The sequence below is a fragment of the Nocardioides pini genome (genome assembly GCF_026712185.1).
Classification (GTDB): Bacteria; Actinomycetota; Actinomycetes; order Propionibacteriales; family Nocardioidaceae; genus Nocardioides; species Nocardioides pini.
The window spans coordinates 485,197-510,120 of record NZ_JAPPUX010000004.1 but is presented as its reverse complement, the minus strand read 5'-3'; the positions used below and the strand labels follow the sequence as shown (position 1 = coordinate 510,120).

24 protein-coding genes and 2 tRNA genes are annotated in these 24,924 nt (G+C 73.0%); 19 read left to right on the top strand and 7 right to left on the bottom strand.

The window, feature by feature from the left end:
* Positions 1-163 precede the first annotated feature (163 nt).
* Positions 164-526, bottom strand: a complete 363-nt coding sequence (locus tag NYO98_RS15780) for a TraR/DksA family transcriptional regulator (protein WP_268112688.1) — start codon at positions 524-526, stop codon at positions 164-166.
* Between the two features lie 72 nt (positions 527-598).
* Between NYO98_RS15780 and NYO98_RS15775 the strand changes: the two genes are divergently transcribed.
* From NYO98_RS15775 to cimA, 4 genes are all read left to right on the top strand, one after another.
* Positions 599-2,326, top strand: coding sequence for a serine/threonine protein kinase (locus NYO98_RS15775; protein ID WP_268112687.1), 1,728 nt, complete (start codon positions 599-601; stop codon positions 2,324-2,326).
* Between the two features lie 71 nt (positions 2,327-2,397).
* Entirely contained in the window at positions 2,398-3,009 is a 612-nt protein-coding gene (locus NYO98_RS15770) for a DUF5709 domain-containing protein (RefSeq protein ID WP_268112686.1), read from the top strand.
* A 150-nt stretch (positions 3,010-3,159) separates the two neighbouring features.
* Positions 3,160-4,194, top strand: coding sequence for a zinc metalloprotease (locus NYO98_RS15765; RefSeq protein ID WP_268112685.1), 1,035 nt, complete (start codon positions 3,160-3,162; stop codon positions 4,192-4,194).
* A gap of 366 nt (positions 4,195-4,560) precedes the next feature.
* On the top strand, positions 4,561-6,141 hold the full coding sequence (cimA, locus tag NYO98_RS15760; protein ID WP_268112684.1) for a citramalate synthase: 1,581 nt from the start codon (positions 4,561-4,563) through the stop codon (positions 6,139-6,141).
* Positions 6,142-6,177: 36 nt separating this feature from the next.
* Here the strand turns inward: cimA and NYO98_RS15755 are convergent, their stop codons facing one another.
* Entirely contained in the window at positions 6,178-6,765 is a 588-nt protein-coding gene (locus tag NYO98_RS15755; protein WP_268112683.1) for a TetR/AcrR family transcriptional regulator, read from the bottom strand.
* A gap of 71 nt (positions 6,766-6,836) precedes the next feature.
* Here NYO98_RS15755 and NYO98_RS15750 point away from each other — a divergent pair, with 71 nt between their 5' ends.
* From NYO98_RS15750 to NYO98_RS15740, 3 genes are all read left to right on the top strand, one after another.
* The gene (locus NYO98_RS15750) at positions 6,837-7,391 is read left to right on the top strand and encodes an NADPH-dependent FMN reductase (protein WP_268112682.1); all 555 of its coding nucleotides are present in this window, start codon (positions 6,837-6,839) and stop codon (positions 7,389-7,391) included.
* Positions 7,392-7,581: 190 nt separating this feature from the next.
* Entirely contained in the window at positions 7,582-8,973 is a 1,392-nt protein-coding gene (locus NYO98_RS15745) for an amidase (protein ID WP_268112681.1), read from the top strand.
* A gap of 9 nt (positions 8,974-8,982) precedes the next feature.
* On the top strand, positions 8,983-9,369 hold the full coding sequence (locus NYO98_RS15740) for a VOC family protein (RefSeq protein WP_268112680.1): 387 nt from the start codon (positions 8,983-8,985) through the stop codon (positions 9,367-9,369).
* On the opposite strand, the gene NYO98_RS15735 is transcribed toward NYO98_RS15740, so the two are convergent.
* From NYO98_RS15735 to NYO98_RS15725, 3 genes are read right to left on the bottom strand one after another with little or no spacing between them, the layout of a single operon-like run.
* Positions 9,370-9,978: an energy-coupling factor transporter transmembrane component T family protein gene (locus tag NYO98_RS15735; protein ID WP_268112679.1), complete on the bottom strand. Its 609-nt coding sequence runs from the start codon at positions 9,976-9,978 to the stop codon at positions 9,370-9,372. It abuts the gene before it with no gap.
* A gap of 13 nt (positions 9,979-9,991) precedes the next feature.
* Positions 9,992-10,690: an energy-coupling factor ABC transporter ATP-binding protein gene (locus tag NYO98_RS15730; protein WP_268112678.1), complete on the bottom strand. Its 699-nt coding sequence runs from the start codon at positions 10,688-10,690 to the stop codon at positions 9,992-9,994.
* A gap of 1 nt (position 10,691) precedes the next feature.
* Positions 10,692-11,297: a biotin transporter BioY gene (locus tag NYO98_RS15725; protein ID WP_268112677.1), complete on the bottom strand. Its 606-nt coding sequence runs from the start codon at positions 11,295-11,297 to the stop codon at positions 10,692-10,694.
* A gap of 101 nt (positions 11,298-11,398) precedes the next feature.
* Between NYO98_RS15725 and NYO98_RS15720 the strand changes: the two genes are divergently transcribed.
* Positions 11,399-11,950 carry a TetR/AcrR family transcriptional regulator gene (locus NYO98_RS15720; RefSeq protein ID WP_268112676.1) on the top strand — a complete coding sequence of 184 codons (552 nt, stop codon included), beginning with the start codon at positions 11,399-11,401 and terminating at the stop codon, positions 11,948-11,950.
* A gap of 105 nt (positions 11,951-12,055) precedes the next feature.
* Here the strand turns inward: NYO98_RS15720 and NYO98_RS15715 are convergent, their stop codons facing one another.
* Entirely contained in the window at positions 12,056-12,664 is a 609-nt protein-coding gene (locus NYO98_RS15715) for a pentapeptide repeat-containing protein (RefSeq protein WP_268112675.1), read from the bottom strand.
* 54 nt (positions 12,665-12,718) lie between these two features.
* Here NYO98_RS15715 and NYO98_RS15710 point away from each other — a divergent pair, with 54 nt between their 5' ends.
* The gene (locus NYO98_RS15710; protein WP_268112674.1) at positions 12,719-13,360 is read left to right on the top strand and encodes a sulfotransferase family protein; all 642 of its coding nucleotides are present in this window, start codon (positions 12,719-12,721) and stop codon (positions 13,358-13,360) included.
* Here NYO98_RS15710 and NYO98_RS15705 read toward each other — a convergent pair.
* Positions 13,348-14,214: a 3-methyladenine DNA glycosylase gene (locus NYO98_RS15705; RefSeq protein WP_268112673.1), complete on the bottom strand. Its 867-nt coding sequence runs from the start codon at positions 14,212-14,214 to the stop codon at positions 13,348-13,350. The genes NYO98_RS15710 and NYO98_RS15705 overlap by 13 nt on opposite strands.
* Before the next feature lie 93 nt (positions 14,215-14,307).
* Here NYO98_RS15705 and NYO98_RS15700 point away from each other — a divergent pair, with 93 nt between their 5' ends.
* The 10 genes from NYO98_RS15700 to NYO98_RS15655 all read left to right on the top strand — a co-directional run bounded on the left by NYO98_RS15700 (position 14,308) and on the right by NYO98_RS15655 (position 24,815).
* Complete coding sequence (locus NYO98_RS15700; RefSeq protein WP_268112672.1) at positions 14,308-15,669, top strand: pyridoxal phosphate-dependent decarboxylase family protein; 1,362 nt, start codon at positions 14,308-14,310, stop codon at positions 15,667-15,669.
* Between the two features lie 48 nt (positions 15,670-15,717).
* On the top strand, positions 15,718-16,530 hold the full coding sequence (locus NYO98_RS15695) for a fumarylacetoacetate hydrolase family protein (protein ID WP_268112671.1): 813 nt from the start codon (positions 15,718-15,720) through the stop codon (positions 16,528-16,530).
* Positions 16,531-16,538: 8 nt separating this feature from the next.
* A complete protein-coding gene (gene gltX / locus NYO98_RS15690) occupies positions 16,539-17,993 on the top strand; it encodes a glutamate--tRNA ligase (RefSeq protein WP_268112670.1) in 1,455 nt (484 codons plus the stop codon).
* 2 nt (positions 17,994-17,995) lie between these two features.
* Positions 17,996-19,003: a CPBP family intramembrane glutamic endopeptidase gene (locus NYO98_RS15685; protein ID WP_268112669.1), complete on the top strand. Its 1,008-nt coding sequence runs from the start codon at positions 17,996-17,998 to the stop codon at positions 19,001-19,003.
* Positions 19,004-19,074: 71 nt separating this feature from the next.
* A tRNA-Gln gene (locus NYO98_RS15680) sits at positions 19,075-19,146 on the top strand.
* Positions 19,147-19,235: 89 nt separating this feature from the next.
* Positions 19,236-19,308, top strand: a tRNA-Glu gene (locus NYO98_RS15675).
* A gap of 132 nt (positions 19,309-19,440) precedes the next feature.
* Complete coding sequence (gene xylB / locus NYO98_RS15670) at positions 19,441-20,862, top strand: xylulokinase (protein ID WP_268112668.1); 1,422 nt, start codon at positions 19,441-19,443, stop codon at positions 20,860-20,862.
* Positions 20,863-20,965: 103 nt separating this feature from the next.
* Entirely contained in the window at positions 20,966-22,237 is a 1,272-nt protein-coding gene (locus NYO98_RS15665) for an ROK family transcriptional regulator (protein ID WP_268112667.1), read from the top strand.
* Positions 22,234-23,745: a sugar ABC transporter ATP-binding protein gene (locus NYO98_RS15660; protein WP_268112666.1), complete on the top strand. Its 1,512-nt coding sequence runs from the start codon at positions 22,234-22,236 to the stop codon at positions 23,743-23,745. The genes NYO98_RS15665 and NYO98_RS15660 overlap by 4 nt, the downstream gene beginning before the upstream one ends.
* Positions 23,742-24,815 carry an ABC transporter permease gene (locus tag NYO98_RS15655; RefSeq protein ID WP_268112665.1) on the top strand — a complete coding sequence of 358 codons (1,074 nt, stop codon included), beginning with the start codon at positions 23,742-23,744 and terminating at the stop codon, positions 24,813-24,815. The genes NYO98_RS15660 and NYO98_RS15655 overlap by 4 nt, the downstream gene beginning before the upstream one ends.
* Positions 24,816-24,924 lie beyond the last annotated feature (109 nt).

The window sequence follows — 24,924 nt, the reverse complement described above, 5'->3', positions numbered from 1 at the left end:
TAGTGCGCCGTGCCTGCCGCCGGGATCGGCCGGACGGCCGAGTGCTCGGCCTGCCCGCGCACGTGGGTGGCGGCACACGACATCGATCGGGTCGTCGGGGATGTCGTGCGCCGCCACCCTCGGCGAGGGTCAGGCATGCGGCGATGAGCCGGACCCCGAGGAGCTACGCCCGGCGGGACGCACACCCGATGCACGTGCGCGCCGCCGGCAGGGCCTCGAGCCGCGCCGCGCCGATGTCGCCCCCGCAGGACTCGCACACGCCGTAGGACCCGTCCTCGACGCGGTCGAGCGCCGCGTCGACCTCGGCCACGTGGTGCCGCACCTGGCGCACGAGGGCGCCGATCTGCGAGCGCTCGAAGGCGATCGTCGCGCCCTCGGGGTCGTGCTCGTCGTCGGCGTTGGTGTCGAGGGAGGCCGCCACGATGGACTCGTGGTCGCCGGTCAGGCTGGCCAGCCGCGCGAGCGCCTGCTCGCGCTCGTGCGCCAGGCGCCGTCGTACGTCCTCCACCCCTCCATCGTCGCCCACGGGTGCGACAGCGGCGCGCGACGCGGGGTCCGGGACCGGGGGAACGCCCGGCTCCCGCCGTATCCTCGTGCCGTGACGACGTCCCCGAAGGCGCCGCCGCCCGGGTTGACCGTCGGCGGCTACGCGTTGCGTGCCCGCCTCGGTGAGGGCGGGATGGGTGTGGTCCACCTGGGGCAGAAGCCGGGGGAGCGACCGGTGGCGATCAAGGTCCTGCGCCCGCACGTCGTCGGCGACGACGAGGCCCGGCGCCGCCTGGCACGCGAGGTCAGCTCGCTGAGCCGCATCCGCAGCCGTCGCATCGCCGAGATCGTCGACGCCGACCCGTTCGGCGAGATCCCCTTCGTCGCCACGCGTTACGTGCCCGGTCTGTCGCTGCACGACCACGTGCAGGAGGAGGGCGCCCTCGAGGGCGGCGACCTGCTGTGGTTCGCCGACTGCCTCGCCGAGGCGCTCGAGGCGGTCCACTCGGTCGGCGTGCTGCACCGCGACGTCAAGCCGTCCAACGTCATCATGGAGGGCCGCACGCCCATCCTCATCGACTTCGGCCTGGCTCGCGTCGCCGAGGACTCGCGCATCACGATGAACGGCTGGCTGCTCGGCACGCCGGGCTACCTCGCCCCGGAGATCCTCTACGGCGACGACGCCACCGTCGCGTCCGACGTCCACGCGTGGGCGGCCACGGTGGCGTACGCCGGCACCGGCCGCGCACCCTACGGCCGCGGTCCGTCGGTGGCGGTCATGGACCGCGTCCGCCGCGGTGAGCACGACCTCGCGGGCCTGGACCCCGGGGTGATGGAGCTCGTCGAGGAGGCGCTCGCGCCGGAGCCCGCGGACCGCCCGACGCTGGAGGAGGTCCGCGACTGGCTCGAGGACCTGGGCTCGCCCGAGCCCGACGCGCGTGAGGCTCGCACGCCCGCCCCGGTCACGCTTCCCTACGTCGCGGGTGTCCGCCAGGACCTCGAGGCGCCGACCCGCGTCGGCAGCGCCGCGGCCGTGGCCCAGCCGGCCGCGCCCTTCACCGCACCGTCCTACGCACGGCCCGAGGCCGAGCCCGTCCACTGGTCCCACGACTGGGACCGGCCGGGTGACGACGGTCCTGACCACGACGAGACGACCGGGTGGGGCGACGCCGGCACGCTGCCGCACCGGCAGACCCGCGTGCTGCCCGACGGCTCGACGGAGCACGTCGCCGACTACGGGCCGCCCGCGCGCCCGCACGTCCCGGCCGGTCAGCGGCTCCGACGCACGCTGACGCTCCTCGCCGTCGGCGGTGTGGTCGCGGGCGCCATCACGTTCGCGCCCTACGTCGCGCTCGCCGTCCTCTTCGTCGCCGTCTGGCTGCTGCGCAGCGGCTCGCTCGCGGCGTCCTCCGCGGGCAGCCGGCGCGACCGTCGCGGGGCGAAGTGGTACGACGGCATCCAGGTGCTGCTCGCCGCGCCCTGGCACGCGGTCGCCGGGCTCAGCGGCGCGCTGCTGCTGTTCCTCTGGAGCGCGGGCATCGCCTGCGCGGTGGCCCTGCTCTGCTTCGCGGCCTCGCTGTCGCTCCCCACGTCGCTCGCCGTGATCGGCGGCATGTTCGCCCTGTCCACCTGGTGGGGCCCGGGCTCGGAGCGGCTGCGCTCGCCCGTCCACCGTCTCGTCGACCCGCTCGCCCGCCGTGCGGTGCCGTGGCTGCTCGTCACGCCGCTCGTCGCGGCCGCCGGGTCCGGGCTCGCCGCCGCCGCGTCGGCGCAGGGCACCAGCTGGGCGCCGTACGACTCGGCGCCGTTCTCCGACGTGCGGCTGCCCGGCTGGTTGTGACGGACCTCGCCGTTCAGGCAGGCCCGACCGGGGTACCTAGCGGGTCAACGCACCCGACAGCAGGAGGACCGATGAGCCCGGACCAGCCCGACATCAGCAGCGAGATCGGCACCGATCCCGCGGTCGACGTCACCGGGGACACCACCGACGGCGAGAGCTACCACGGCTACAGCGTCGACGACGAGGACCAGCCGCAGGGCGAGGGCGACAGCCTCGTCGACGACCGCGGTCTCGCGGAGCCGCTCGACGAGGGCTACTCGCCGCCCGAGAAGTGGTCGGCGGCGCAGGGCTACGGCAACACCCCGCTCGAGGAGAGCCTGGGCGAGTCGCTCGACCAGCGGGTCGAGCAGGAGGTCGCCGAGCCCGACCCCTACGAGGTCGCCGACGAGGAGGCCGCGCGTGGCGACCTCGCCGCGATGGTGGCAGAGGACTCCACCGAGGGCGAGGCCGTCCAGGCCGACGTCGAGGGCGCCGAGGGCGAGCGCGCGGGACGGCTCGTGGCCGCCGACGAGGGCGTGCGGACCGACACCGAGAAGGACCTCGTCGCCGAGGACGTCGGCATCGACGGTGCCGCGGCCGGAGCCGAGGAGGCGGCCGTGCACGTGGTCGACGACCCGCAGGACGAGGACCCCCTGCTCCTCGACGGCGAGGTCGTGGACGAGGAGCCCGACGGGCTGGACTGAGCCCCCGACGAGCGCCCCCGACGAGGGCCCCCGACCACCCGGTCGGGGGCCCTCGCGTCGTCGAGGCGCCGGACCCACCCCAAGGTGGGTCTTCTCCGAAGCGCCTCGACGGGCTTACGGTCCCTCCAACCGACCACGTGAGGGGACCCCATGCACCTGCGCAGCACCCTTGCCGTACGCCGACTCGGCGTCGCCGTCACTGCACTGGCCCTCGGGCTGGGCATGTCGACGCCGTCGTCCGGCGCGCCGGCCAAGGACAAGCCCACCGACTGCATCGACTACGGCGACGTCGCCGCCGCACCCGCCGGCACGATCCCGCGCGACGACCTCCACGTCGTGCACAAGGACCCCCTGGCCGGGGCGATGAGGTCCGCACGGGCGGCGCGCACGTCCGCGCGGGGCAAGCCCGGTGCCGCGGCCGCACCGGCCGCGTTCGCGCCCGTGACCATCCCCGTGCGCTTCCACGTGATCGCCAAGGACCGCGGGCAGGAGGGCGGCGACCTCTCCGACGCCCGCATCGCCGAGCAGATCCGGGTGCTCAACGAGGCCTACGCCCCGCACGGCTTCTCCTTCGTGCTCGAGCGGGTCACCCGCACCTACGAGCCCCAGTGGTTCAACATGATCTATCCCAACGGGGCCGAGCCGCAGCGGTTCCGAGGGAGCAGCAAGGAGATGAAGATGAAGCAGGCTCTCTACGGCGACAGCACGACGGAGACCCTCAACATCTACTCGGCGTCGCTGGGCCAGTCGCTCCTCGGCTGGGCGACCTTCCCGTCCGACTTCGACCCCGCTGCCACGGGTGGCAACCCGCTCCCGAGGTACCGCGACGGCGTGGTCATCGACTTCCGCACGCTGCCCTCGGTACCCAACGACACCGGCGACAGCCGGGCCTACGCGACCTACGGCGAGGGCGACACGGCGACGCACGAGGTCGGCCACTGGCTCGAGCTCTACCACACGTTCCAGGGTGGGTGCTCCGAGCCGGGCGACTACGTCGCCGACACCGCGCCCGAGGCCTCGCCGGCCTTCCAGTGCCCGGTCGGGCGCGACACGTGCGCCGGTGGCGGAGTCGACCCGATCACCAACTTCATGGACTACACCTACGACTCCTGCATGACGCAGTTCACCGCCGGGCAGGCCGCCCGGATGCAGCTGGCCTGGACGGAGTACCGCGCAATCGGCTGAGTCGCGCTGGCCGGACCGGGCCGCGCGGAGCCGGCGAACTGTACGAGAAGTGTGCGGGTCGCTGTTCGTGGTCGCTGTCCGGCGGAGGCGGTGGACTTGGCCCACCACTGGGGGGAATGGCGTGCCCCGGGTGTCACTCGTGGGGGGTGGCACCCGGGGCGTCGTCGCGGGTGGCGAGCGGACGCCGACCGGATGCCGAGACGTCCGTCTCAAGAGCGCCGGATCGGTGGCACGATGAGGTCGTGACCATCAGCACCATCATCATTGCCTAGCGCGACGGGACTCCCCGCCGCGCCTACCTCCTGCACCCCAGGAGGTTTTTTTCTGCCCCGACATCCGCCCCGATCCGCGACCGAGAGACCTCCGATGGACCTGCACGGCTCGTTCCACGTCTACGACACCACCCTGCGCGACGGCGCCCAGCAGGAGGGCCTGAACCTCTCGGTCGCCGACAAGCTGAGCATCGCCAAGCAGCTCGACGGCCTCGGCGTGGGCTACATCGAGGGCGGCTGGCCGGGTGCGAACCCCAAGGACACCGAGTTCTTCCGCCGTGCCCGCGAGGAGCTCGACCTGCGCCACGCACGGCTCGCGGCCTTCGGCGCCACCCGCCGGGCCGGCGTACGGGCCGCCGACGACCCGCTCGTGGCCGCCCTCCGCGACTCCGGCGCGGGCGTCGTCACGCTCGTCGCCAAGTCCCACGACCGCCACGTCGAGCTCGCGCTGCGCACGACGCTCGAGGAGAACCTCGCCATGGTCCGCGACACGGTCACGCACCTGCGCGAGGAGGGGCAGACCGTCTTCCTCGACGCCGAGCACTTCTTCGACGGCTACCGCGCCAACCGGGCGTACGCCCTCGAGGTGCTGCGCACGGCGGCCGAGGCCGGCGCGGAGGTGGTCGCCCTGTGCGACACCAACGGCGGCATGCTGCCCGACTGGGTGTCCGACGTCGTGCTCGACGTGCTCGAGACCACGGGCGCCCGCGTCGGCATCCACGCCCACAACGACAGCGGCTGCGCGGTCGCCAACTCGCTGGCCGCCGTCGCCGCGGGCGCGACGCACGTGCAGGGCTGCATCAACGGCTACGGCGAGCGCACCGGCAACGCCGACCTCGTCACCGTCGTCGCCAACCTGGAGCTCAAGCTCGACCGCACGGTCCTGCCCCAGGGCCTCCTGCGCGAGGCGACCCGCATCGCGCACGCCGTGGCCGAGGTCACCAACGTGCCGCCGGCGTCGCGCCAGCCGTACGTCGGCACGTCGGCGTTCGCCCACAAGGCCGGCCTCCACGCCAGCGCCATCAAGGTCGACCCCGACCTCTACCAGCACCTCGACCCGCTCGTCGTCGGCAACGACATGCGCCTGCTCGTCTCCGACATGGCCGGGCGCGCCTCGATCGAGCTGAAGGGCCGTGAGCTCGGCTACGACCTGTCCGACGACCGCGACCTCGTCACGCGGGTGACCGACCGGGTCAAGGAGCTCGAGCAGCGGGGCTACACCTTCGAGGCCGCCGACGCCTCGTTCGAGCTGCTGCTCGCCGAGGAGGTGGAGGGCGCGCGCCCGTCGTACTTCGACGTCGAGTCCTGGCGCGTCATCACCGAGACCCGCACCGACGGCGAGGCCGTCTCCGAGGCGACCGTGAAGCTGCGGTCGGAGGGCGTGCGCTACGTCGTCACCGGCGAGGGCAACGGCCCGGTCAACGCCCTCGACGCGGCGCTGCGCGAGGCGATCGGGCAGGCCTTCCCCGAGGTCGCGAAGTTCGAGCTGATCGACTACAAGGTCCGCATCCTCGACCAGGGCCACGGCACCGACGCCATCACCCGCGTGCTCATCGAGACCACCGACGGGGAGTCGTCCTGGGTCACCGTCGGCGTCGGCGCCAACGTCATCGAGGCGTCGTGGGGTGCGCTCGTCGACGGCCTGGCCTTCGGCCTGCGCCGGCAGCACCGCTGAGGAGCGGCTCGGCGTCGAGCCCGGCGGCGTCCGGGCTCAGCCGACCACGCGTGCCACGAGGTCGTCCCAGGCCCGCTCGATCTGCTCGAGGCTGATCCCGTCGACCCGCTGCTGCTCGAGCGCCATCGCCTCCAGCGGGGCGAGCAGCGCGAACGCCAGGAAGCGCAGGTCGCCCGTGACCTCGAGCTGGCCGAGCAGGTGGCGGACGTGCATGAGGGCGAAGCCCGCGGCCGCCCGCGAGCGCACCGGGTCATGGCCGGTCGCGGCCCGGATGAGGTCGCCGTGGGTGACGTTGACGCGCATCCGCGAGTGACCGAACGCCAGGAGTCGCTCCAGGGGCGGAGCCCCCGGCCCGAGCGGCGGGGGACCCGAGATCACACGGGCCTGCCAAGCCGTCTCGGACTCGTTGAGGACCGCGGCCATCAGGCCCTCGCGGCTCTCGAAGCGCCGGAACAGCGTGCCCTTGCCGACGCCCGCCTCCGCCGCGACGGTGTCCATCGTCACGCAGCCGACGCCCCGGGTCTCCACGAGGCGCAGCGCCGCTGTGAGGATCGCCTCGCGGTTGCGTGCCGCGTCGGCCCGCTCCGGCGCAGGCTCGTCGGCCAGCGGCAGGAGACGGGTCACGCCCCCAGCCTAGGTCGGAGGAATGTCGGGCCGCACGGAATAGAAACGGACCACGGTCCGTTTCGAGGAGCATGACCACTCAGAAGCAGACCCGTGTCGCCGTCCTCCTCGGTTCCTACCGCGCCGGTTCGCTCAACCGTCGCATCGCCGAGCACCTCCGCGACCACGCCCCCGCGGGCGTCACCGTCGACGTCGTCGAGGGCATCGACGCCGTCCCGTTCTACAACGAGGAGATCGACGGCGAGTCGGCTCCCGCCGCCGCGACCGCCCTCCGCGAGGCCGTCGCCAGTGCCGACCGCGTGCTCGCCGTGACGCCGGAGTACAACGGCACCATGCCGGCCGTGCTCAACAACGCGATCGACTGGCTGTCGCGGCCCTACGGCCAGGGCGCCATCGTCGGCAAGCCCTTCGCGGCCATCGGTGCCACCCCCACGCCGTACGGCGGCAAGTGGTCGCACGAGCACGCCCGCCACTCGGCCACCATCGCCGGAGCCGTCGTGGTGGAGGGCATCGTCGTCGACGAGCCCGCCCTCGACGGTGACCCGCTGGAGAACGAGGAGGCCGTGCAGCGCTTCCTCGGCGCCCTCGACGCCCTCGTCGCGCACGAGGTCGAGATCGCGGCCTGACCTGCCGCCCATCGGGGACGGCCCACGTCGTGGGCGCCGACGTGACGCTGTAACGCCGGGTTAGTGCTTGTACCCACTGGGATATATCCAGGTGGGTAGACGACCTAACCCGGCGTTACAGGCGGATCGGCGGCGCTGTGACAGGCCGCTGGGCGACCTCCTCGCCATCGCCGGCGGTAGGTTCGCCGGTGTGCTCCACGACCTGACCGCGCTCGAGCAGGGTGACGCCGTACGCCGCCGCGAGGTGTCGCCGCTCGAGCTGGTCGAGCACTACGCCGACCGAGCCGACACGGTGGGCGCGTTCATCACGACCACCCACGAGCAGGCGCGCGACCACGCGCGCCGGCTGGCCGAGGAGGGGCGCCCCACGGACGCGGGTCCGCTCTGGGGCGTCCCGACGGGCATCAAGGACCTCCACCCGACGGCCGGGGTCCGCACCACCTTCGGCTCCGCGGCCTACGACGACTTCGTGCCCGAGGAGTCCGACGACCTCGTCCTGACCGTCGAGGCGGCCGGCCTGCCGAGCTTGGGCAAGACGAGCACGCCCGAGTTCGGCTCGCCCTGCTACACCGAGCCCGACGTCGCCCCGCCGGCGGTCACGCCGTGGGACACCACCCGCACCGCCGGCGGCTCGTCCGGCGGCGCCGCCGCGGCCGTCGCGGCGGGGCTGCTGCCCGTCGCGCCCGGCTCCGACGGCGGCGGCTCGATCCGGATCCCGGCGTCGTGCTGCGGCCTCGTCGGCCTCAAGCCCTCGCGCGGCCGGATCAGCGGTGCGCCGCGCTACGGCGACCCGGTCGGGCTCGCGACGGCGGGCACCCTCGCCCGCAGCGTGCGCGACGCCGCGGCGCTCCTCGACGTGCTCGCCGGGCGGCGCGTCGGTGACCCGTTCTGGGCGCCCGAGTCGTCGGGCACGTTCCTCGACGCCTGCGACCGCGAGCCGGGCCGGCTGCGGGTCGCGCGCTTCCTCACGCCTGTCATCGCCGACGTCGACGTCCACCCGTCGTCGGTGACCGCGTGGGACGACGCCTCACGCCTGCTCGAGGACCTCGGCCACGACGTCGAGGACGTGCCGGTCCCGATCCCGCGCGAGGCCGTCGCCGACTTCGAGACCTGCTGGGCGGTGCTGACCGCCCTCTCGCCCGCACCGCCCGGCCGCGAGGACCGCCTCCGCCCGCTCACCCGGTGGCTCAGCGGGCTCGGCCACGCCGTCAGCGGACCCGAGTTCGGGCTCGCCATCGGCCGGCTCCGGCAGCACGCCGCCGCGGCTCTCACCGCGCTGGCGCCCTACGACGTCGTCCTCACGCCGACCCTCGCGAGCCCGCCGGTCGAGGTCGGTGCGCTGCGCGACGACGCCGACCCGGCGAGCGACTTCGCGGCCCAGAAGGCGTTCACGCCGTGGACGAGCGCCTGGAACGTCACCGGCATGCCCGCGGTGTCGCTGCCGCTGCACTGGACCGGCGACGGCCTCCCGGTCGGCGTGATGCTCGCTGCCCGCCCGGCCGAGGAGGAGCTGCTCCTCTCGCTGGCGGCGCAGGTCGAGGCGGCCGCGCCATGGGTGGACAGGCGCCCGCCCGGCTGGTGAGGTGACGCCATGGGCGAGCTGACGCCGTACCTCTGCGTCTCGGACGCGCGGGCCGCGATCCAGTGGTACGTCGACGTGCTGGGCGCCGAGGTCGTGCTCGAGCCGATCGTGATGGACGACGGCCGGGTCGGCCACGTCGAGCTCGCGGTCGGCGACGGCCGCTGGATGATGTCGGACGAGTTCGACTCCGCCGGGGTGGCGGCGCCCGACCCCTCGCGGGGCGCCGACGTCTCGCTCCACCTGCGGGTCGACGACGTCGACGCGACCTGCGACCGGGTGGTCGCCTCGGGCGTGACGCTCGACCGCGGGCCGGAGGACAGCCCGCCCGCGGGCCGGGTGGCGGTGTTCCGCGACCCGTTCGGGCACCGGTGGTTCCTCGCCCAGCCCCTCGACTGATCAGTCGCCGATCCCGCGTGCGTGGAGCGCGTCGCCCGACTCGTGGGCGCGGGCGACGACACGGATGACGAAGGGGGAGAGGTAGGCCCGGGGGTCGCGGTCGAGGCCGCGGGCCCGGGCCGCGTCGCGGGTCTCGCGCGCGATCGCGATGGTCCCCGGCAGCGCGCCGATCGTGAGCGCGACGGTGAGTGCCACCCGGTCCGGGTCGACCCCCACGAAGCGGAGCGGTCGCGCCCAGCGGGCCAGGGCGTCCACCATCTCGTTGACGGACGTGGTCGCGGTCAGCGACAGCGCCGCCAGGCCGAGGCTGAGCAGGTCGAGGAAGGTCTCGACGGCCTTCTCGGCGCCGTACCACCACCACTGGAACGCGCTCGCGACGACCGCGACGACGAGCACGCCGCGCGTGGCCCGCCAGACCGAGCGCAGCGGGACCCGGGCGAGCGCGGCGAGCAGCAGGGTCACGGCGAGGAACACCACGGCGGCCCGCACGTCGCGCACGGTCACGATGGCCAGGCTCAGGACAGCCAGGCCGAGCACCTTGGCGCCGACGGGCAGCCGGTGCAGCAGCGTGTCGCCCGGCTGGTGCAGCCCCGCCATGAGGTCGCTCATCGGCTCACCCGCCTCACGCGTCGACCAGGTCGGTGTAGTGCACGATCGCCTCGTCCGGGCGGCCGTCGGCGACGACCCGGGCGGCATCGACGACGATGACGCGGTCGCAGCGCGCGGCGAGGTCGAGGTCGTGGGTGACGAGCACGAGCTGCTGCTCGAGCCCGAGCAGCCGGTCCGCGACGCGGCGGGTGTTGGCCCGGTCGAGCAGGGTGGTCGGCTCGTCGGCGACGACCACCACCGGGTCGGTCGCGAGCACGCCCGCGAGCGCGAGCAGCTGCCGCTGCCCGCCCGACAGCGAGTGCACCGAGTCGTGGGCGTGGTCGGCGAGCCCGTGGGCGGACAGCACCTCCATGGCGCGCCGGCGGCGCTCGTCGGCGTCCGCGACGGTGCGCCGCAGTGACAGCTCGACGTCCTCCACGCAGGTCGGCATGACGAGCTGGGCCGCGGGGTCGGTGAAGCAGAACCCGACCTTGCGGCGTACGGCGGCCCCGTCCCGCGCCACGTCGAGGCCGTCCACCAGCACCCGTCCGGACGAGGGCCGGACCAGGCCGTTGACGAGCCGCGCGAGGGTCGACTTGCCTGAGCCGTTGGCGCCGATCACGGCCACCCGCCACTCCGTGAGCGTGAGGGTGGTGGGGGCGAGGATCTCGCGCTCGCCCCGTCCGGGGAGGGGGACGCGGACCGCGGCCTCATCGAGCTGGATCGACGTCACCTCAGTCGCGGTGCAGCAGCTGCGGGAACGCGCGGTGCACCTCGGCGGCGATCATCGCCACCAGCGACGTCTTCACCAGGTCGCCGATCCAGAACGGCGCGTCGTAGGTGGCGGCCTCCGCGAAGGAGATGTCGAAGAAGCGCATCATGCCGAGGATCCCGAGCAGGTGGATGACCAGGACGCTCGCGGTGAACGAGCAGGCGAAGATCACGATCGCGCGGGTGCGCCGCTCGCGGGCGACGTACTTCACGAGGAAGCCGCCGAGGGCCGCGGCGAGCGGGAACGCGATGAGGTAGCCGCCGCTCGGACCGCTGAACACGCCGATGCCCGACGAGTGCTCGGCGAAGACCGGCAGGCCGACGGCACCGAGCGCGAGGTAGAGCGTCACCGCCGCGAAGCCGCGCAGCGGGCCCAGGATGCAGCCAGCCAGCATCACGGTGAGGGTCTGCAGCGTGATGGGCACGCCTGCGCTGCCGACCGGGATGGCGCCGACGTAGGCGCTCGCGCTGATGAGGGCGGCGAAGGCCGCGACGAGCGCGATGTCGCGCGCGGGGGACGCGGAGCCCGAGGAGGTGGGGGTGGTCTCGGGCCGGGTGATGGCAGACATCGGGGGGTCCTTGCTGACGGAGCTGCGATTGACCTGAACGGTGTTCAGGTTAGGGTGGCGGCGAAGAAGCCGTCAACGCCGTCCAGCCACCGGGAGGGTGCGTGCGCCACCGCCGCAGCGACGTGCTCGCCCACGCCGTGACCCTGCTCGACACCCACGGCCTCTCAGCCTTGACCATGCGCCGGCTGGGGGCCGAGCTCGAGGTCCAGCCGAGCGCGATCTACCACCACTTCCCGAGCAAGCAGGCCCTCCTCGCGGCGGTCGCCGACGAGGTTCTCGCGCGGGGTGCGCGACCGCGCACGGCCTCGGAGTGGCCCGACCAGCTCCGCGAGGTGTGCTCGGAGCTGCGGCACGCGATGCTCGCCTGCACCGACGGTGCCGACGTCGTCGCGACGGTGTGGGCCTTCGGGCTCGGCGCCGCGGCACCGGTCGCGGAGATGGAGAAGATCCTCACCGACGCCGACGTGCCCGACGAGCTGGTCGCCGTCGCGTCCCGCACCCTCGTGCACTACGTGTTCGGTCACGCCTTCGACGAGCAGACCGCCCGCCAGGCGGTCGGCCTCGGCGCCGTGGAGCGCTCGCTCGACTCGCTGCCCGACTTCGACCTCGGCCTCGACCTGGTCATCGACGGTCTGCGCGCCCGGCTCGCCTGACCGCCCCCTCCAACCCACTCCTCCGCCTCGGGTCAGGGGCCGGGCCGGGCACCGGGTCAGGGGCCGGGTCCTGTGTACGTGGCGGGAGCGCGCCGCGCGGCTGGCTCAGGCCGAGGTGTCGATGTCCGCCCCGTGGAGCTCCGCGAGCAGCACGGCGCCGGCGAGGTCGAGCCGGGTCCGCCGGAGCTCGGCCGCCGACAGGTCGACGCCGTCGAGGCTCGCGCCCCGCAGGTCGGTGCGGTCGAGCCTCGCCTGTCGCAGCACGGCCCGGTCGAGGCGGGCGTGGGCGAGCGTCGTCAGGGTGAGGTCCGACATCGACAGGTCGGCCTCGCGCAGGTCGACGCCCGTGAGGTCGAGGCGCGAGAGGTTGGAGCCACGGATCGTGACGCCCAGCCAGGACCCGCCCACGACCGTGAGGGGCCGCAGGGTGCACTCCGCGAAGACCGACCCGACCAGCTTGCAGCCCTCCAGCGTCGCGTCGAAGAACGACGTGCGCCGGAAGTCGCACCCGACGAAGGCCGTCGCGGTGTGGGTCGAGGCGTTGAAGCGGCCGCCGTGGAAGGTGCACCGCTCGAAGGTCGCACCGGACGACGTGCTCTCGGACAGGTCGACGTCGGTGAAGGTGCACGCGACGAAGCGCGCGGCGCCGAGGTCGTCGCCGTACCAGTCGTCGCCGCGGAAGTGCTCGTCGCTGGCTGCCGGGGCCTCTGTCACGGCGCCCACCGTAGCCGTGCCGCCCGGCAGGGTGGGACGGATAGGGTCGTGCCCGTGATCGCGTCCCACCAGCACCGCTTCATCTTCCTCAAGACCCGCAAGACGGCGGGCACGAGCGTGGAGATCGCGTTGTCCAAGGTGTGCGGACCCGACGACATCATCACCGAGATCAGTCCCGAGGACGAGAGGCTGCGGCAGGCCGCCGGCGGTCGCGGGCCGCAGAACTTCGAGTCCCCGCCGCTGCCCCGCAAGGCCTACAACCACATGGGCGCCAAGGCCACCCGCGACCTGGTCGGCGCGGAGCCGTGGAACGACTACTTCACCTTCGCCATCGAGCGGAACCCGTGGGACGCGGTCGTCTCCCTCTACTACTGGAAGTACAAGGACCGGCCCGAGCTGCCCGACTTCGAGGCCTACGTCCAGGAGATCTGGATCGAGCAGCTCGCCAACAACCGGCGCCTCTACCGCATCCGCGGCAAGATGGCGCTCGACCGGGTGCTGCGCTACGAGAACCTGGACACCGAGCTCCGCGAGGTCTGGGACCACCTCGGCCTGCCGGGCGAGCCCGACCTGCCGCGCGCGAAGGGCAACGCCCGCCCCGCCGGCCACTACCGCGAGCTCTACACGCCCGCGTCCAAGCAGCGGGTCGCGACGGTCTTCGCCGACACCATCGAGGCCTTCGGCTACGAGTTCTGAGGCTCGCCGGCTGCGAGCAGGCGCTCGCACTCCTCGACCAGCCGCCGCCGCAGGGGAGCCCCGCGCTCGGCGAACACGCGCTGCGCCTCGGCGTACTCCCGCTTGCCCTCGGCGGTCTCGATCCGCACCGGCTCGAACCCGAGGTCGGCGAGGTCGTAGGGCGCCGCGCGCATGTCGAGGACCCGGATGTCGCGGGCCAGCTCGAAGCAGTCGGCGACCAGGTCGCTGGGCACCATCGGCGTGAGCCGGAAGGCGTGCTTGTAGAGGTCCATCCCTGCGTGCAGGCAGCCGGGCTGCTCGAAGGCGGGCCGGTCGTCGCGGCCCGGCTGGAGCGTGTTGAGCGGGCGGGCGGTGGGGGTGAAGAAGCGGAAGGCGTCGAAGTGCGAGCAGGCGATCCGGTGGGACTCGACGACCGCGTCGGTGCCCTCGGCGCCGAGCCGGAGGGGCCGGTCGTGGCGGGTGCCGTGCTCCGCCGACCGGTGCACCATCGCCCACTCGTGCAGGCCGAAGCAGCCGAGCTGCGGCGCTCGGGCGGCCGTCGCCGTCAGCAGGGTGTGCAGCTGGGTGAGCAGCGGGCGCTGCGAGACGACGTACGCCGTGGTGACGGAGACCGGGTCGCCGGCGTAGCCCTTGAGGCCGGCGTGCTCCTCCGCGTCCTCGAGGCCGACCCCGAAGCCGGGGTGCCAGCGACGCAGCTGCGCGGGGCGCTGCGAGTAGTAGGTGAAGAGGAAGTCGTGCACCGGGTGCGTGACCTGGTCGGCGCGGCGGGAGAGGTGCGGCTGCACGAAGGCGTCGACGCGGGCGGCGTGGGCCTCGGCGAGGGGACGCCACTCGGAGGTCGACAGCACGCGCACTGCACCAAGGCTAGTGCGGGGGAGCGGCCCGGCCTGATTCGACGACGTACGACGGCACTCGACGTGGGGTCGCGTCGGGAGGACACTTCCCGCATGGAACGCACCGCCGGCCTCGACCGGGCGCACGAGCACGCCCTCGGCTGGCTCGACTCGCTCGCCGCGCGGCCGGTCCCGCCGGCACTGACGGCGGAGCAGATGCTGGAGCGGCTCGACCGTCGCCTGCAGGACGGCCCCACCGATCCCGTCGCGGTGGTGGACGAGCTGGCCGAGGCGTGCGAGCCCGGGCTCACCGCGATGCCGGGGGGACGGTTCTTCGGCTTCGTGATCGGCGGCACCCACCCGGCGGCGCTCGCCGTCGACTGGCTGGTCAGCGCGTGGGACCAGAACTCCGGGCTGCGGATGCTGACGCCCGCGCACTCCGCCGTCGAGGACGTGACGGAGGCATGGGTGGTCGACCTCCTCGGCCTCCCCGCGGGCAGTGCCGTCGGTTTCGTCACCGGCGGCACCATGGCGAACTTCACCTGCCTGGCCGCCGGCCGCGACGAGGTGCTGCGCCGGGCCGGCTGGGACGTCGCCGAGTCCGGGCTGGTGGGCTCGCCGGGCGTACGCGTCCTGGTCGGTGCGGAGCGCCACGACACCATCGACCTCAGCCTGCGCTACCTCGGTCTCGGTGCGCCCGAGCCGGTGGCGGTCGACGACCAGGGGCGCATCGAGCCCGCCGCGCTCGCCGCGGCCCTCGACGCCGGCGACGGCCGGCCCACGATGGTCTGCCTCCAGGCCGGCAACGTGCACTCCGGCGCCTTCGACCCGTTCGACGCGACGATCGCGGCCGCGCACGACGCGGGTGCGTGGGTGCACGTCGACGGCGCGTTCGGGCTCTTCGCGGGCGCCTCGCCGCGCCGGCGGCACCTCCTGGCGGGCGCGGACCGCGCGGACTCCTGGGCGACCGACGCCCACAAGACCCTCAACGTGCCCTACGACTGCGGGCTGGCGATCGTGCGCGACCGGGCGGCGCTGCGGGCCGCGATGGGCATGCACGGCGACTACCTCATCCACGACGCGGCCGGCGAGCCCTTCGACAAGGTCCCCGAGATCAGCCGCCGCGGCCGCGCGTTCCCCGTGTGGGCGGTGCTCCGCGCGCTGGGGCGCGACGGCGTGGCCGAGCTCGTCGACGGGTTCTGCGACCACGCGGCGGCGTTCGCGGAGGGGATCGCGGCGATCGAGGGTGCGCAGGTGCTCAACGACGTCGACTTCACCCAGGTGTGCGCCACCTTCGGCGACGACAACCGCACCCGGGCCGTCGTCGACGCGATGCTCGGCGAGGGGACCGCCTGGACGACCGGTTCCCGCTGGCACGGACGTGCCGTGCTGCGGGTCAGCGTGAGCAACTGGTCGACGACCGTCGACGACGTGGCCTCGAGCCTCGCCGCGCTGCACCGAGCCGCCGGTCACTGACCGCTCCCGGCGTCGTCGCGGCTCCGCCCGGTTGGATAGCCTCGGCGCATGCGCATCTGTCGGTTCAGCACGGGCGAGGAACCCCGGTTCGGCGTCGTCACCGGTGAGGTCGACGAGTTCGGCCAGCCCGCCGACGACTCGGTCGTGGTTGCCCTCGCCGGCGACCCGCTCTACGCCGGGATCAAGATCCTCGAGGAGGAGCACCGGCTCGGCGACGTACGCCTCCTCGCGCCGATCATCCCGCGCAGCAAGGTCGTCGGGATCGGCAAGAACTACGTCGCGCACGCCGCCGAGATGGGCGGCGAGGTCCCGGCCGAGCCGCTGATGTTCCTCAAGCCCAACACCTCGGTGGTGGGGCCCGGCGACCCGATCTTCTACCCGTCGCAGACCAGCAACCTCCACTACGAGGGCGAGCTGGCCGTGGTGATCGGCCGGATCTGCCGCGACGTGCCCGTCGAGCAGGCCACGGACGTGATCTTCGGCTACACCATCGCCAACGACGTGACCGCGCGCGACCTGCAGCGCTCCGACGTGCAGTTCACCCGGGCCAAGGGGTTCGACTCCTTCTGCCCGGTCGGGCCGTGGATCGAGACCGACCTCGACCCGCAGGACTTCGCCGACGGCCGCCAGGTGCAGACCTTCCTCAACGGCGACGTCGTCCAGGACGGCTCGACCGCCGACATGGTCTTCGACGTCCCGACCCTCGTCGCGCACGTCTCGTCGGTGATGACGCTGCTGCCCGGCGACCTGATCCTGACCGGCACCCCCGAGGGTGTCGGGCCGATGGAGGTGGGCGACGAGGTGGAGATCTCGATCGCCGGCATCGGCTCCCTGACCAACCCCGTCGCCCAGAGAGCGTGAGCACCAGCATGAGCACCCCCGTACGCGTCCGCATGGCCCCGTCCCCGACGGGCTCGCCGCACGTCGGCCTCGCCCGCACCGCCCTCTACAACTGGGCGTTCGCGCGCCACCACGGCGGCACGTTCGTCTTCCGCATCGAGGACACCGACAAGGCCCGCAACACCGAGGAGTCGTACGACTCGCTCATCGACCTCATGCAGTGGCTCGGCCTCAGCTGGGACGAAGGCGTCGTGGTCGGCGGGGCGTACGGCCCCTACCGCCAGTCCGAGCGCACCGAGATCTACGCCGACGTGCTCACCCGGCTGCGCGAGTCGTCGTACACCTACGACTGCTTCTGCACCAACGACGAGGTCGAGGCACGCCGCAAGGCGAGCGGCTCGAAGGTGATGGGCTACGACGGCTTCTGCCGCGAGCTCAGCGACGAGCAGCGGGCGGCCTTCGAGGCGGAAGGTCGCACGTCGATCGTCCGGTTCCGCATGCCCGACGGCTCGATCACGTGGGACGACCTGGTCCGCGGCGACATCACCTTCGAGACCGAGCACGTGCCCGACTTCGCGCTGTGCCGCGCCAACGGCGACCCGCTCTACACCCTGACCGCACCGGTGGACGACGCCACGATGGAGATCACCCACGTGCTGCGCGGCGAGGACCTGCTCTCGAGCACCCCGCGCCAGATCGCCCTCTTCGACGCGCTCAAGGAGCTCGGCGTCGCGAGGACCACGCCGGAGTTCGGTCACCTGCCCTACGTCATGGGCGAGGGCAACAAGAAGCTCTCGAAGCGTGACCCGCAGGCGCACATGGCGCTCTACCGGGAGCAGGGCTTCCTGCCCGAGGGGCTGCTCAACTACCTCGCCCTCCTGGGCTGGTCCATCGCGGCCGACCGCGACGTCTTCACGCTGGGGGAGATGGTCGAGAAGTTCGACATCAAGGACGTGAACCCCAACCCCGCGCGGTTCGACCTCAAGAAGGCCGAGGCCATCAACACCGCGCAGATGCGGCTGCTCTCCATCGACGAGATCACCCACCGGGTGCTGCCCTTCCTCAAGGAGGCCGGCGTCGTGGGCGACCCGGTCACCGATGCCGACGCGCAGATGCTCGAGCTGGCGATGCCGCTGGTGGCCGAGCGCATCAACAAGCTCACCGAGGCCGCGCCCATGCTGGGCTTCCTCTTCGTCGACGAGGCCGACTTCCGGCGCGAGGAGGAGCTCGACGACGCCGCCAGGGACGTCGTCAAGGCGGCGTACGACGCCCTCGCCGGGCTCGACACGTGGAGCACCGCCAACATCGACGAGGCCCTGCGCGCGACGCTGATCGACGGCCTCGGCCTCAAGCCGCGGGTCGCCTTCGGGCCCGTCCGCATCGCGGTGAGCGGCAAGAAGGTCAGCCCGCCCCTCTTCGAGTCGATGGAGCTGCTGGGCCGCGAGCGGTCGCTGGCGCGTCTCCACGACGCGATGTCCGGCTGACCATGGCCAGACCGCTCCCGCCCGACTTCCGGCCGCGCTACCACGAGCTGCACCGCGTGGGCCGGCCCGGCTGGTGGCGCTCGCTCGTCGGCGCCGTGCTGCTGCTCGTGCTCGTCTTCGGCGTGGTGCCCCTCGTGGCGGGAGGTGTCGCGTTCGTCACCCTGCTGGCCACGGGCAGCACCACCCAGGAGGCGTCCGACGTCCTCGACGTGACGGGAGAGGCCACGCCGGCCGGGCTCGCGCTGCTCAACGTCATCATCGCCGCGGCCATCCCGCTGACCTTCCTGGTGACGTGGTGGCTGCACCGCCTCAAGCCCCGCTGGGTGTCCTCGGTGGCGCCGCGCCTGCGGTGGCGCTACCTCCTGGTGTGCCTGGGCCTCTCGGTCGTCGCCCTCGTCGCCTCGCTGGGCGTCGCCATGCTGCTGCCGGTGCAGGCCGGTGACATGCCGGCCGGCACGGTGAACGACTTCACCACCCAGACACGCGACTTCTTGGTCGTCATCCTCCTTCTCACGCCCCTGCAGGCCGCGGGCGAGGAGTACCTGTTCCGGGGTTACCTCACCCAGGCGTTCGGCTCGCTGGTCTGGCCCCGGTGGGCCTCGCAGGCGCTGGCCGTGCTGGGGCCGGCGCTGATCTTCGCCCTGTTCCACGGCCTCTCCCAGGACTGGCCCGTCTTCTTCGACCGGTTCGCCTTCGGCGTCGTCGCCGGCATCCTCGTCATCCGCACGGGCGGCCTCGAGGCACCCATCGCGATGCACGTGCTCAACAACTTCCTCGCATTCGGACTGGCGCTGGCCTTCGGCGACCTGACCACCGCACTCAACGCCGAGGGAGGCAGCAGCTGGTGGATGATCCTCTCCACGCTGACGCAGTCGCTGGTCTACCTCGGACTGGCGAGCTGGGTGGCCCGGGCCATGGGCCTGGTCGACACCGGGCCCCCGGTCGGGGGAGCACCGCTGCCGCCCCCGGCGGGGGACCCCGTTTTGGCCGCGCCGCCTCCCCGCGTGTAACGTTCGGGGTCGGTTCGGAAGAGATCCACGGCCGGACCGCGCGGGTTCATCGGAGCGATCCGATACCCCCATGGGGTATGGTGTAATTGGCAACACGGCTGATTCTGGTTCAGTTGTTCTAGGTTCGAGTCCTAGTACCCCAGCGAGATCCAGGCCCTCGGGCCCGGATTTGGAGCGTCACTCCGGCACCGCTAGAGTTCAGCTCCGTTGCTCCTCGGAGCAACACCTGCAAGCCCCCGTTGTGTAGCGGCCTAGCACGCCGCCCTCTCAAGGCGGTAGCGCCGGTTCGAATCCGGTCGGGGGTACGGCATTCGAAGGGCCCGGTCGAGAGACCGGGCCCTTCGTCGTTCCCACGCGACGCAGCGGAGGGCGCCGGTCTCACCGCAGGACCCTTCGTCGACGCGGGTCGCGGGGGCCGTGGGCTAGCATCCGCGCCCATGACTGACGGGCCCCGGCTGGTCGCCGGCATCGACTCCTCCACCCAGTCCTGCAAGGTCGTCGTCCGCGACGCCGGGACGGGCGCGCTCGTGCGACAGGGTCGGGCCTCGCACCCGGACGGCACCGAGGTGCACCCGGACCACTGGTGGGCCGCCCTGCAGGAGGCGGTCGCCGAGGCCGGAGGACTGGACGACGTCTCGGCCGTCAGCGTCGGCGGCCAGCAGCACGGGATGGTCTGCCTCGACGAGGACGGCAGCGTCGTACGCCCCGCGCTGCTGTGGAACGACACGCGATCGGCAGGCGCCGCGCGCGACCTCGTCGACGAGCTCGGCGGCCCCGAGGAGGGCGGCCGGGCCTGGGCCGAGGCGGTCGGCGTGGTCCCCGTGGCGTCCTTCACCGTGACCAAGCTGCGCTGGCTCGCCGAGCACGAGCCCGACAACGCCCGGCGCACGGCGGCGGTGTGCCTGCCCCACGACTGGCTCACCTGGAAGCTGTCCGGGAGCACCGACCTGCGCGACCTCACGACGGACCGCAGCGACGCCAGCGGGACGGGCTACTGGTCCGCCGCGACCGGGGACTACCGCACCGACCTGCTCGAGCGCGCCTTCGGTGCCGTGCCGTACCTACCGCGCGTCGTCGCGCCCGGTGCCGTGGCGGCCGGCATGAACGGCGCCGTCCTCGGCGCGGGCGCGGGCGACAACGCCGCCGCCGCGCTCGGCCTCGGGGCGGGGGAGGGGGACGTGGTCGTCTCGATCGGCACCTCCGGAGTCGTCACGGCCGTCACCGGCACGCCCTCGATCGACCCGACCGGGTCCGTCGCCGGCTTCGCCGACGCGACCGGGTTGTTCCTGCCGCTCGTCGCGACGCTCAACGGCGCGCGCGTCCTCGATGCCGCGGCCCGGCTCCTCGACGTCGACCACGAGACCTTGTCGCGCCTCGCCCTCGAGGCGCCCTCGGGCGCCGGCGGCCTGGTGCTGGTGCCCTACCTCGAGGGCGAGCGGACGCCCAACCTCCCCGACGCGACCGGCTCGCTGCACGGCCTGACCCTCGCCACCGCCACCCGGCCGGCGCTCGCCCGTGCCTTCGTGGAAGGGCTGGTCTGCAGCCTCGCGGACGGACTCGACGCGGTGGTCGCGACCGGGGTGACCCCGTCCCGCGTGCTGCTCGTGGGGGGCGCCGCGGCGTCGGAGGCGGTGCGCACGGTGGCCGCCGAGGTGCTCGGTGTGCCGGTCGACGTCCCGCCGCCGGGGGAGTACGTTGCGGACGGCGCTGCCCGTCAGGCGGCCTGGGCGCTGTCGGGGGCGGACGCGCCGCCCGAGTGGGTGCGCGAGGGCACCCGGCGCTACGCCGTGGACCCCGTCCCGAGCGTGCGCGCGCGCTACGCCGAGGGCCGGTCGCGCCACCTGGACAAGACCACCTGAGAATTCTGTGAGGCGACCTTGACGTGACCCCTGTCACGGATTTAGTTTGATGGTCCGTCAAACTAACTGGTGACCGAGGTCACACGCAGGATCGAGGACACGGATGTCGCAGGTGCGGGACGGCTGGTCGGCGACCGGCTCCGGTGGTGCCGACCAGGGCACCGTGCGCCGCGCGAACCTGTCGCTCGTCCTCCGCAGCCTCCGCGAGGGCGGTGCCCGCTCCCGGGCGCGGCTCGCCGCCGACCTCGGGCTCAACAAGGCCACCGTCTCCAGCCTCGTCACCGAGCTGCGCGAGCGCGGCCTGGTCCGCGAGGGCAGCGCCGAGCGCGGTGCCGTCGGGCGCCCCGGGACGATCGTCGAGATCGACGGAGCCGGCGCCTACGGGCTCGGTGCCGAGATCAACGTCCACCACGTCTCGACCCGGGCGGTCGACCTGACGGGCGCCGTCGTCAGCGAGCGGCGTACGTCGGTCGACACGCGCGGCCTCGAGCCCGACGAGGTGGTCGACCGGCTCGTGGAGCTGGTCCAGGGCACGCTTGCCGACCTGACGGCCCTCGGCGCGGCCCCCGTCTCGGCGGTCGTGGGCGTGGCCGGCCTCGTCGACCACGACCGCGGCACCGTCGCGGTCGCGGCCAACCTCGGGTGGCAGGACGTCAACCTCTCGACGCTGCTGCGCGGCAGGCTGGGTGACCCCGACTACGTCGTCGAGGTGGACAACGAGGCCAACCTCGCCGCCGTCGCCGAGGCGATCCCCGGCGACCCCGAGCGCCGCGACATCCTCGTCATCCACGGCGAGGTCGGCATCGGCGGCGGCATCGTCGCCGACGGCCGGCCGTACCCCGGACGGCGCGGCTACGCCGGCGAGTTCGGCCACATGGTCGTCGACCGCGACGGCAACCGCTGCGGCTGCGGCCGCACCGGCTGCTGGGAGACCGTCATCGGGCTCAGCCACCTCATCGACCTGGCCGCGGCCGACGACGGCGACCTGCTCCACTCGCCGGTGCTCGACCTCGAGGCCAAGGTCGAGGAGATCAGCCGCCGGGCCGCCGCGGGCGACGAGCGCACGCTGGCCGCGCTGGGCGAGGTCGGCCGCTGGGTCGGCATCGGTGCCGCCATCCTCACCAACGTGCTCAACCCGGGGATGATCGTCCTCTCGGGCTACCTCGGCGAGATCGGGGAGTGGATCCGCCCCGAGGTCGAGTCGGGGCTCGCCGCCGGTGTGCTCGCCCCCGACGCGGGCGGCACGCGCATCGCCCTCTCGACCCTCGGCTTCTCGGCAGCGGTGCACGGCGCCGCCGCCGTGGCCATCGACCACGTCTACGACGACCCGACGCTCGTGCCCCGGGTCGTTCCCACGCTGGAGGTGATGTCATGAACGACGCCCCGCTGCTCACCATGCGCGGCATCGTCAAGCGGTTCCCCGGAGTGCTCGCGCTCGGAGGAGTCGAGCTCGAGGTGCGCGCGGGGGAGGTGCACTGCCTGCTCGGCCAGAACGGCGCCGGCAAGTCGACGCTGATCAAGATCCTGTCCGCGAGCTACCAGCCCGACGAGGGCGAGATCCTGTGGGAGGGCAAGCCGGTCACCCTGTCGACGCCGCAGGCCGCGATGGAGCTCGGCATCTCCACGATCTACCAGGAGCTCGATCTCGTCCCGGACCTCAGCGTCGCCGAGAACATCTTCCTCGGCCACGAGCTCAGCACCGCCGGCTTCAGCCAGCGCTCGGAGACGCTGCGTCGTACGCGCGATCTGCTCGCCCGGCTCGGACACTCCGAGATCCAGGCCACCCGCTCGGTCGGCCGCCTCTCGCCCGCGGCGCAGCAGATCGTCAGCATGGCGCGCGCCCTGTCCCAGGACACCCGGCTCCTCGTCCTCGACGAGCCGTCCGCCGTCCTCGACCAGGGGGAGGTCGACAACCTCTTCCGCGTCATCCGCGACCTCACGGCCGAGGGCGTCGCCGTCGTCTACATCTCCCACCGGCTCGAGGAGATCCGCAAGATCGGCGACCGGATCACCGTCCTCAAGGACGGCAGCACGGTCGCCACCGGCCTTGCCGTCGACCAGACGCCCACCAGCGAGCTGATCAAGCTGATGACGGGCCGCTCGATCGAGTACGTCTTCCCGCCCCGCAGCGACGCTCCGCCCATGACCGGCGACCCGATCCTCGAGGTCATCGGCCTCGAGCTCGCGGGTGTCTTCACGGGCGTCGACCTGAGCGTGCGGCCGGGGGAGATCGTCGGCCTCGCCGGGCTCGTCGGAGCCGGACGCTCCGAGATCCTCGAGACCCTCTACGGCGCGCGGCGCCCCTCGGCGGGCACCGTCCGCGTCGCCGGCAAGGAGCTGCGACGTGGCTCCGTGCCTGCCGCCGTCAAGGCCGGCGTCGGGCTCGCCCCGGAGGAGCGCAAGAGCCAGGGCCTCCTGCTCGACCAGGCCATCTACAGCAACATCACCGTGTCCACGCTGGGGCGCTTCAGCCGGTTCGGCCTGCTCGACAGCCGGGCCGAGCGCAAGCGCTCCACGGAGCTCACGGAGTCCCTCGACGTCCGTCCGGCAGGGGTCGATCGCCTCGTGCGCCTCCTGTCGGGCGGCAACCAGCAGAAGGTCGTCCTCGCCAGGTGGCTGCTGCGCGACTGCCGCGTGCTGCTCCTGGACGAGCCCACCCGAGGGGTGGACGTCGGCGCTCGCGCCGAGATCTACGCCCTCGTCCGCTCGCTGGCCGACTCCGGCGTCGCCGTCGTCGTCGTGTCGAGCGAGGTAGAGGAGGTGCTCGGGCTCGCGGACCGGGTCCTCGTGGTCCGTGAGGGCCGTGTCGTGCACGAAGGTCCCGCGGGTGAGATCGACGAGTCCCGCGTCCTGGACCTGGTCATGGAAGGAAAGGTCGCATGAGCGAGCAGAGCACGAGCCGGGACACGGGAGCGGTGGAGAACACCGTCACGCCCGCGAAGGACACGGTCACGGTGGAGCGCGCCGCCGCGGAGTCGGGAGGAGGCGGGGGAGGCCTGATGAGCGGCTCGTTCGGTCGCAACCTCGGCCTCGTCGTCGCGCTGCTGCTGATCTGCGCCGCCGGTGTCATCACCGCTGGTGACCGGTTCGCCAGCGTCGACAACCTCCTCACCGTGCTGCGCTTCGCCTCCGCGCTCGGCGTGGTGGCCATCGGGATGACCTTCGTCATCACCGGTGGGGGCATCGACCTCTCGGTCGGCGCCATCGTCGCGCTCTGCTCGGTGTGGGCCACGACGTTCGCCACCCAGTCGATGGCCACCGACTTCCACTGGATCGTCATGGTCTTCGCCGCCCTCGCCGTGGGAGCCGGCTGCGGACTCGTCAACGGGGTGCTGATCGCCTACGGCAAGGTGGTTCCCTTCATCACGACGCTCGCGATGCTCGCCGCCGCCCGTGGCCTCGCCGAGATCATCTCGGAGCGTCGCACGCAGATCGTGACCGTCGACGGCTTCAAGGTGTTCTTCTCCGCGGACGTCTTCGGGGTCCCGCTCCTCGTCATCATCTTCGCGCTCGTCGCGATCGCCGGCTGGGTCCTGCTCAACCGCACGACGTTCGGCCGGCGCACGCTCGCCGTCGGCGGCAACCCCGAGGCCGCGCGCCTGGCCGGCATCAACGTCAACCGCCACACCGTGATGCTCTACGTCCTCGTCGGCCTCTGCTGCGGTCTCGCCGCCCTGATGCTGGTCAGCCGCACCACCACCGGCAGCTCCACCCACGGCACGCTGTGGGAGCTCGACGCCATCGCCGCGGTGGTCATCGGCGGCACCCTGCTGACGGGCGGGCGCGGCACGATCGTCGGCACCGTCGTCGGCGTCCTGATCTTCGCCACGCTCGGCAACGTCTTCACGCTCAACAACCAGGACACCTCGACCCAGGCGGTCGCCAAGGGCCTGATCATCGTCGTCGCCGTGCTGCTCCAGCAGCGCCTGGCCCGCAACGCGAACTCGACGTAGCGGACGGCCCCTCGGCCGCTCGCACCCTGAACTCGGAACCACCGCACCACCATGCCGGCGCACCTCGGCGCACCGGCCGCACCACAACCATCGAGATGAACAAGGAGCA

Bases quoted from the DNA above. Each gene is read 5' to 3' on its own strand.
- cimA (WP_268112684.1), top strand. From the start codon at position 4,561: ATGGACCTGCACGGCTCGTTCCACGTCTACGACACCACCCTGCGCGAC.
- NYO98_RS15740 (WP_268112680.1), top strand. From the start codon at position 8,983: ATGGGCGAGCTGACGCCGTACCTCTGCGTCTCGGACGCGCGGGCCGCG.
- gltX (WP_268112670.1), top strand. From the start codon at position 16,539: ATGAGCACCCCCGTACGCGTCCGCATGGCCCCGTCCCCGACGGGCTCG.
- NYO98_RS15695 (WP_268112671.1), top strand. From the start codon at position 15,718: ATGCGCATCTGTCGGTTCAGCACGGGCGAGGAACCCCGGTTCGGCGTC.
- NYO98_RS15685 (WP_268112669.1), top strand. From the start codon at position 17,996: ATGGCCAGACCGCTCCCGCCCGACTTCCGGCCGCGCTACCACGAGCTG.
- xylB (WP_268112668.1), top strand. From the start codon at position 19,441: ATGACTGACGGGCCCCGGCTGGTCGCCGGCATCGACTCCTCCACCCAG.
- NYO98_RS15750 (WP_268112682.1), top strand. From the start codon at position 6,837: ATGACCACTCAGAAGCAGACCCGTGTCGCCGTCCTCCTCGGTTCCTAC.
- NYO98_RS15725 (WP_268112677.1), bottom strand. From the start codon at position 11,297: ATGTCTGCCATCACCCGGCCCGAGACCACCCCCACCTCCTCGGGCTCC.
- NYO98_RS15655 (WP_268112665.1), top strand. From the start codon at position 23,742: ATGAGCGAGCAGAGCACGAGCCGGGACACGGGAGCGGTGGAGAACACC.
- NYO98_RS15665 (WP_268112667.1), top strand. From the start codon at position 20,966: ATGTCGCAGGTGCGGGACGGCTGGTCGGCGACCGGCTCCGGTGGTGCC.
- NYO98_RS15660 (WP_268112666.1), top strand. From the start codon at position 22,234: ATGAACGACGCCCCGCTGCTCACCATGCGCGGCATCGTCAAGCGGTTC.
- NYO98_RS15770 (WP_268112686.1), top strand. From the start codon at position 2,398: ATGAGCCCGGACCAGCCCGACATCAGCAGCGAGATCGGCACCGATCCC.
- NYO98_RS15765 (WP_268112685.1), top strand. From the start codon at position 3,160: ATGCACCTGCGCAGCACCCTTGCCGTACGCCGACTCGGCGTCGCCGTC.
- NYO98_RS15735 (WP_268112679.1), bottom strand. From the start codon at position 9,978: ATGAGCGACCTCATGGCGGGGCTGCACCAGCCGGGCGACACGCTGCTG.
- NYO98_RS15700 (WP_268112672.1), top strand. From the start codon at position 14,308: ATGGAACGCACCGCCGGCCTCGACCGGGCGCACGAGCACGCCCTCGGC.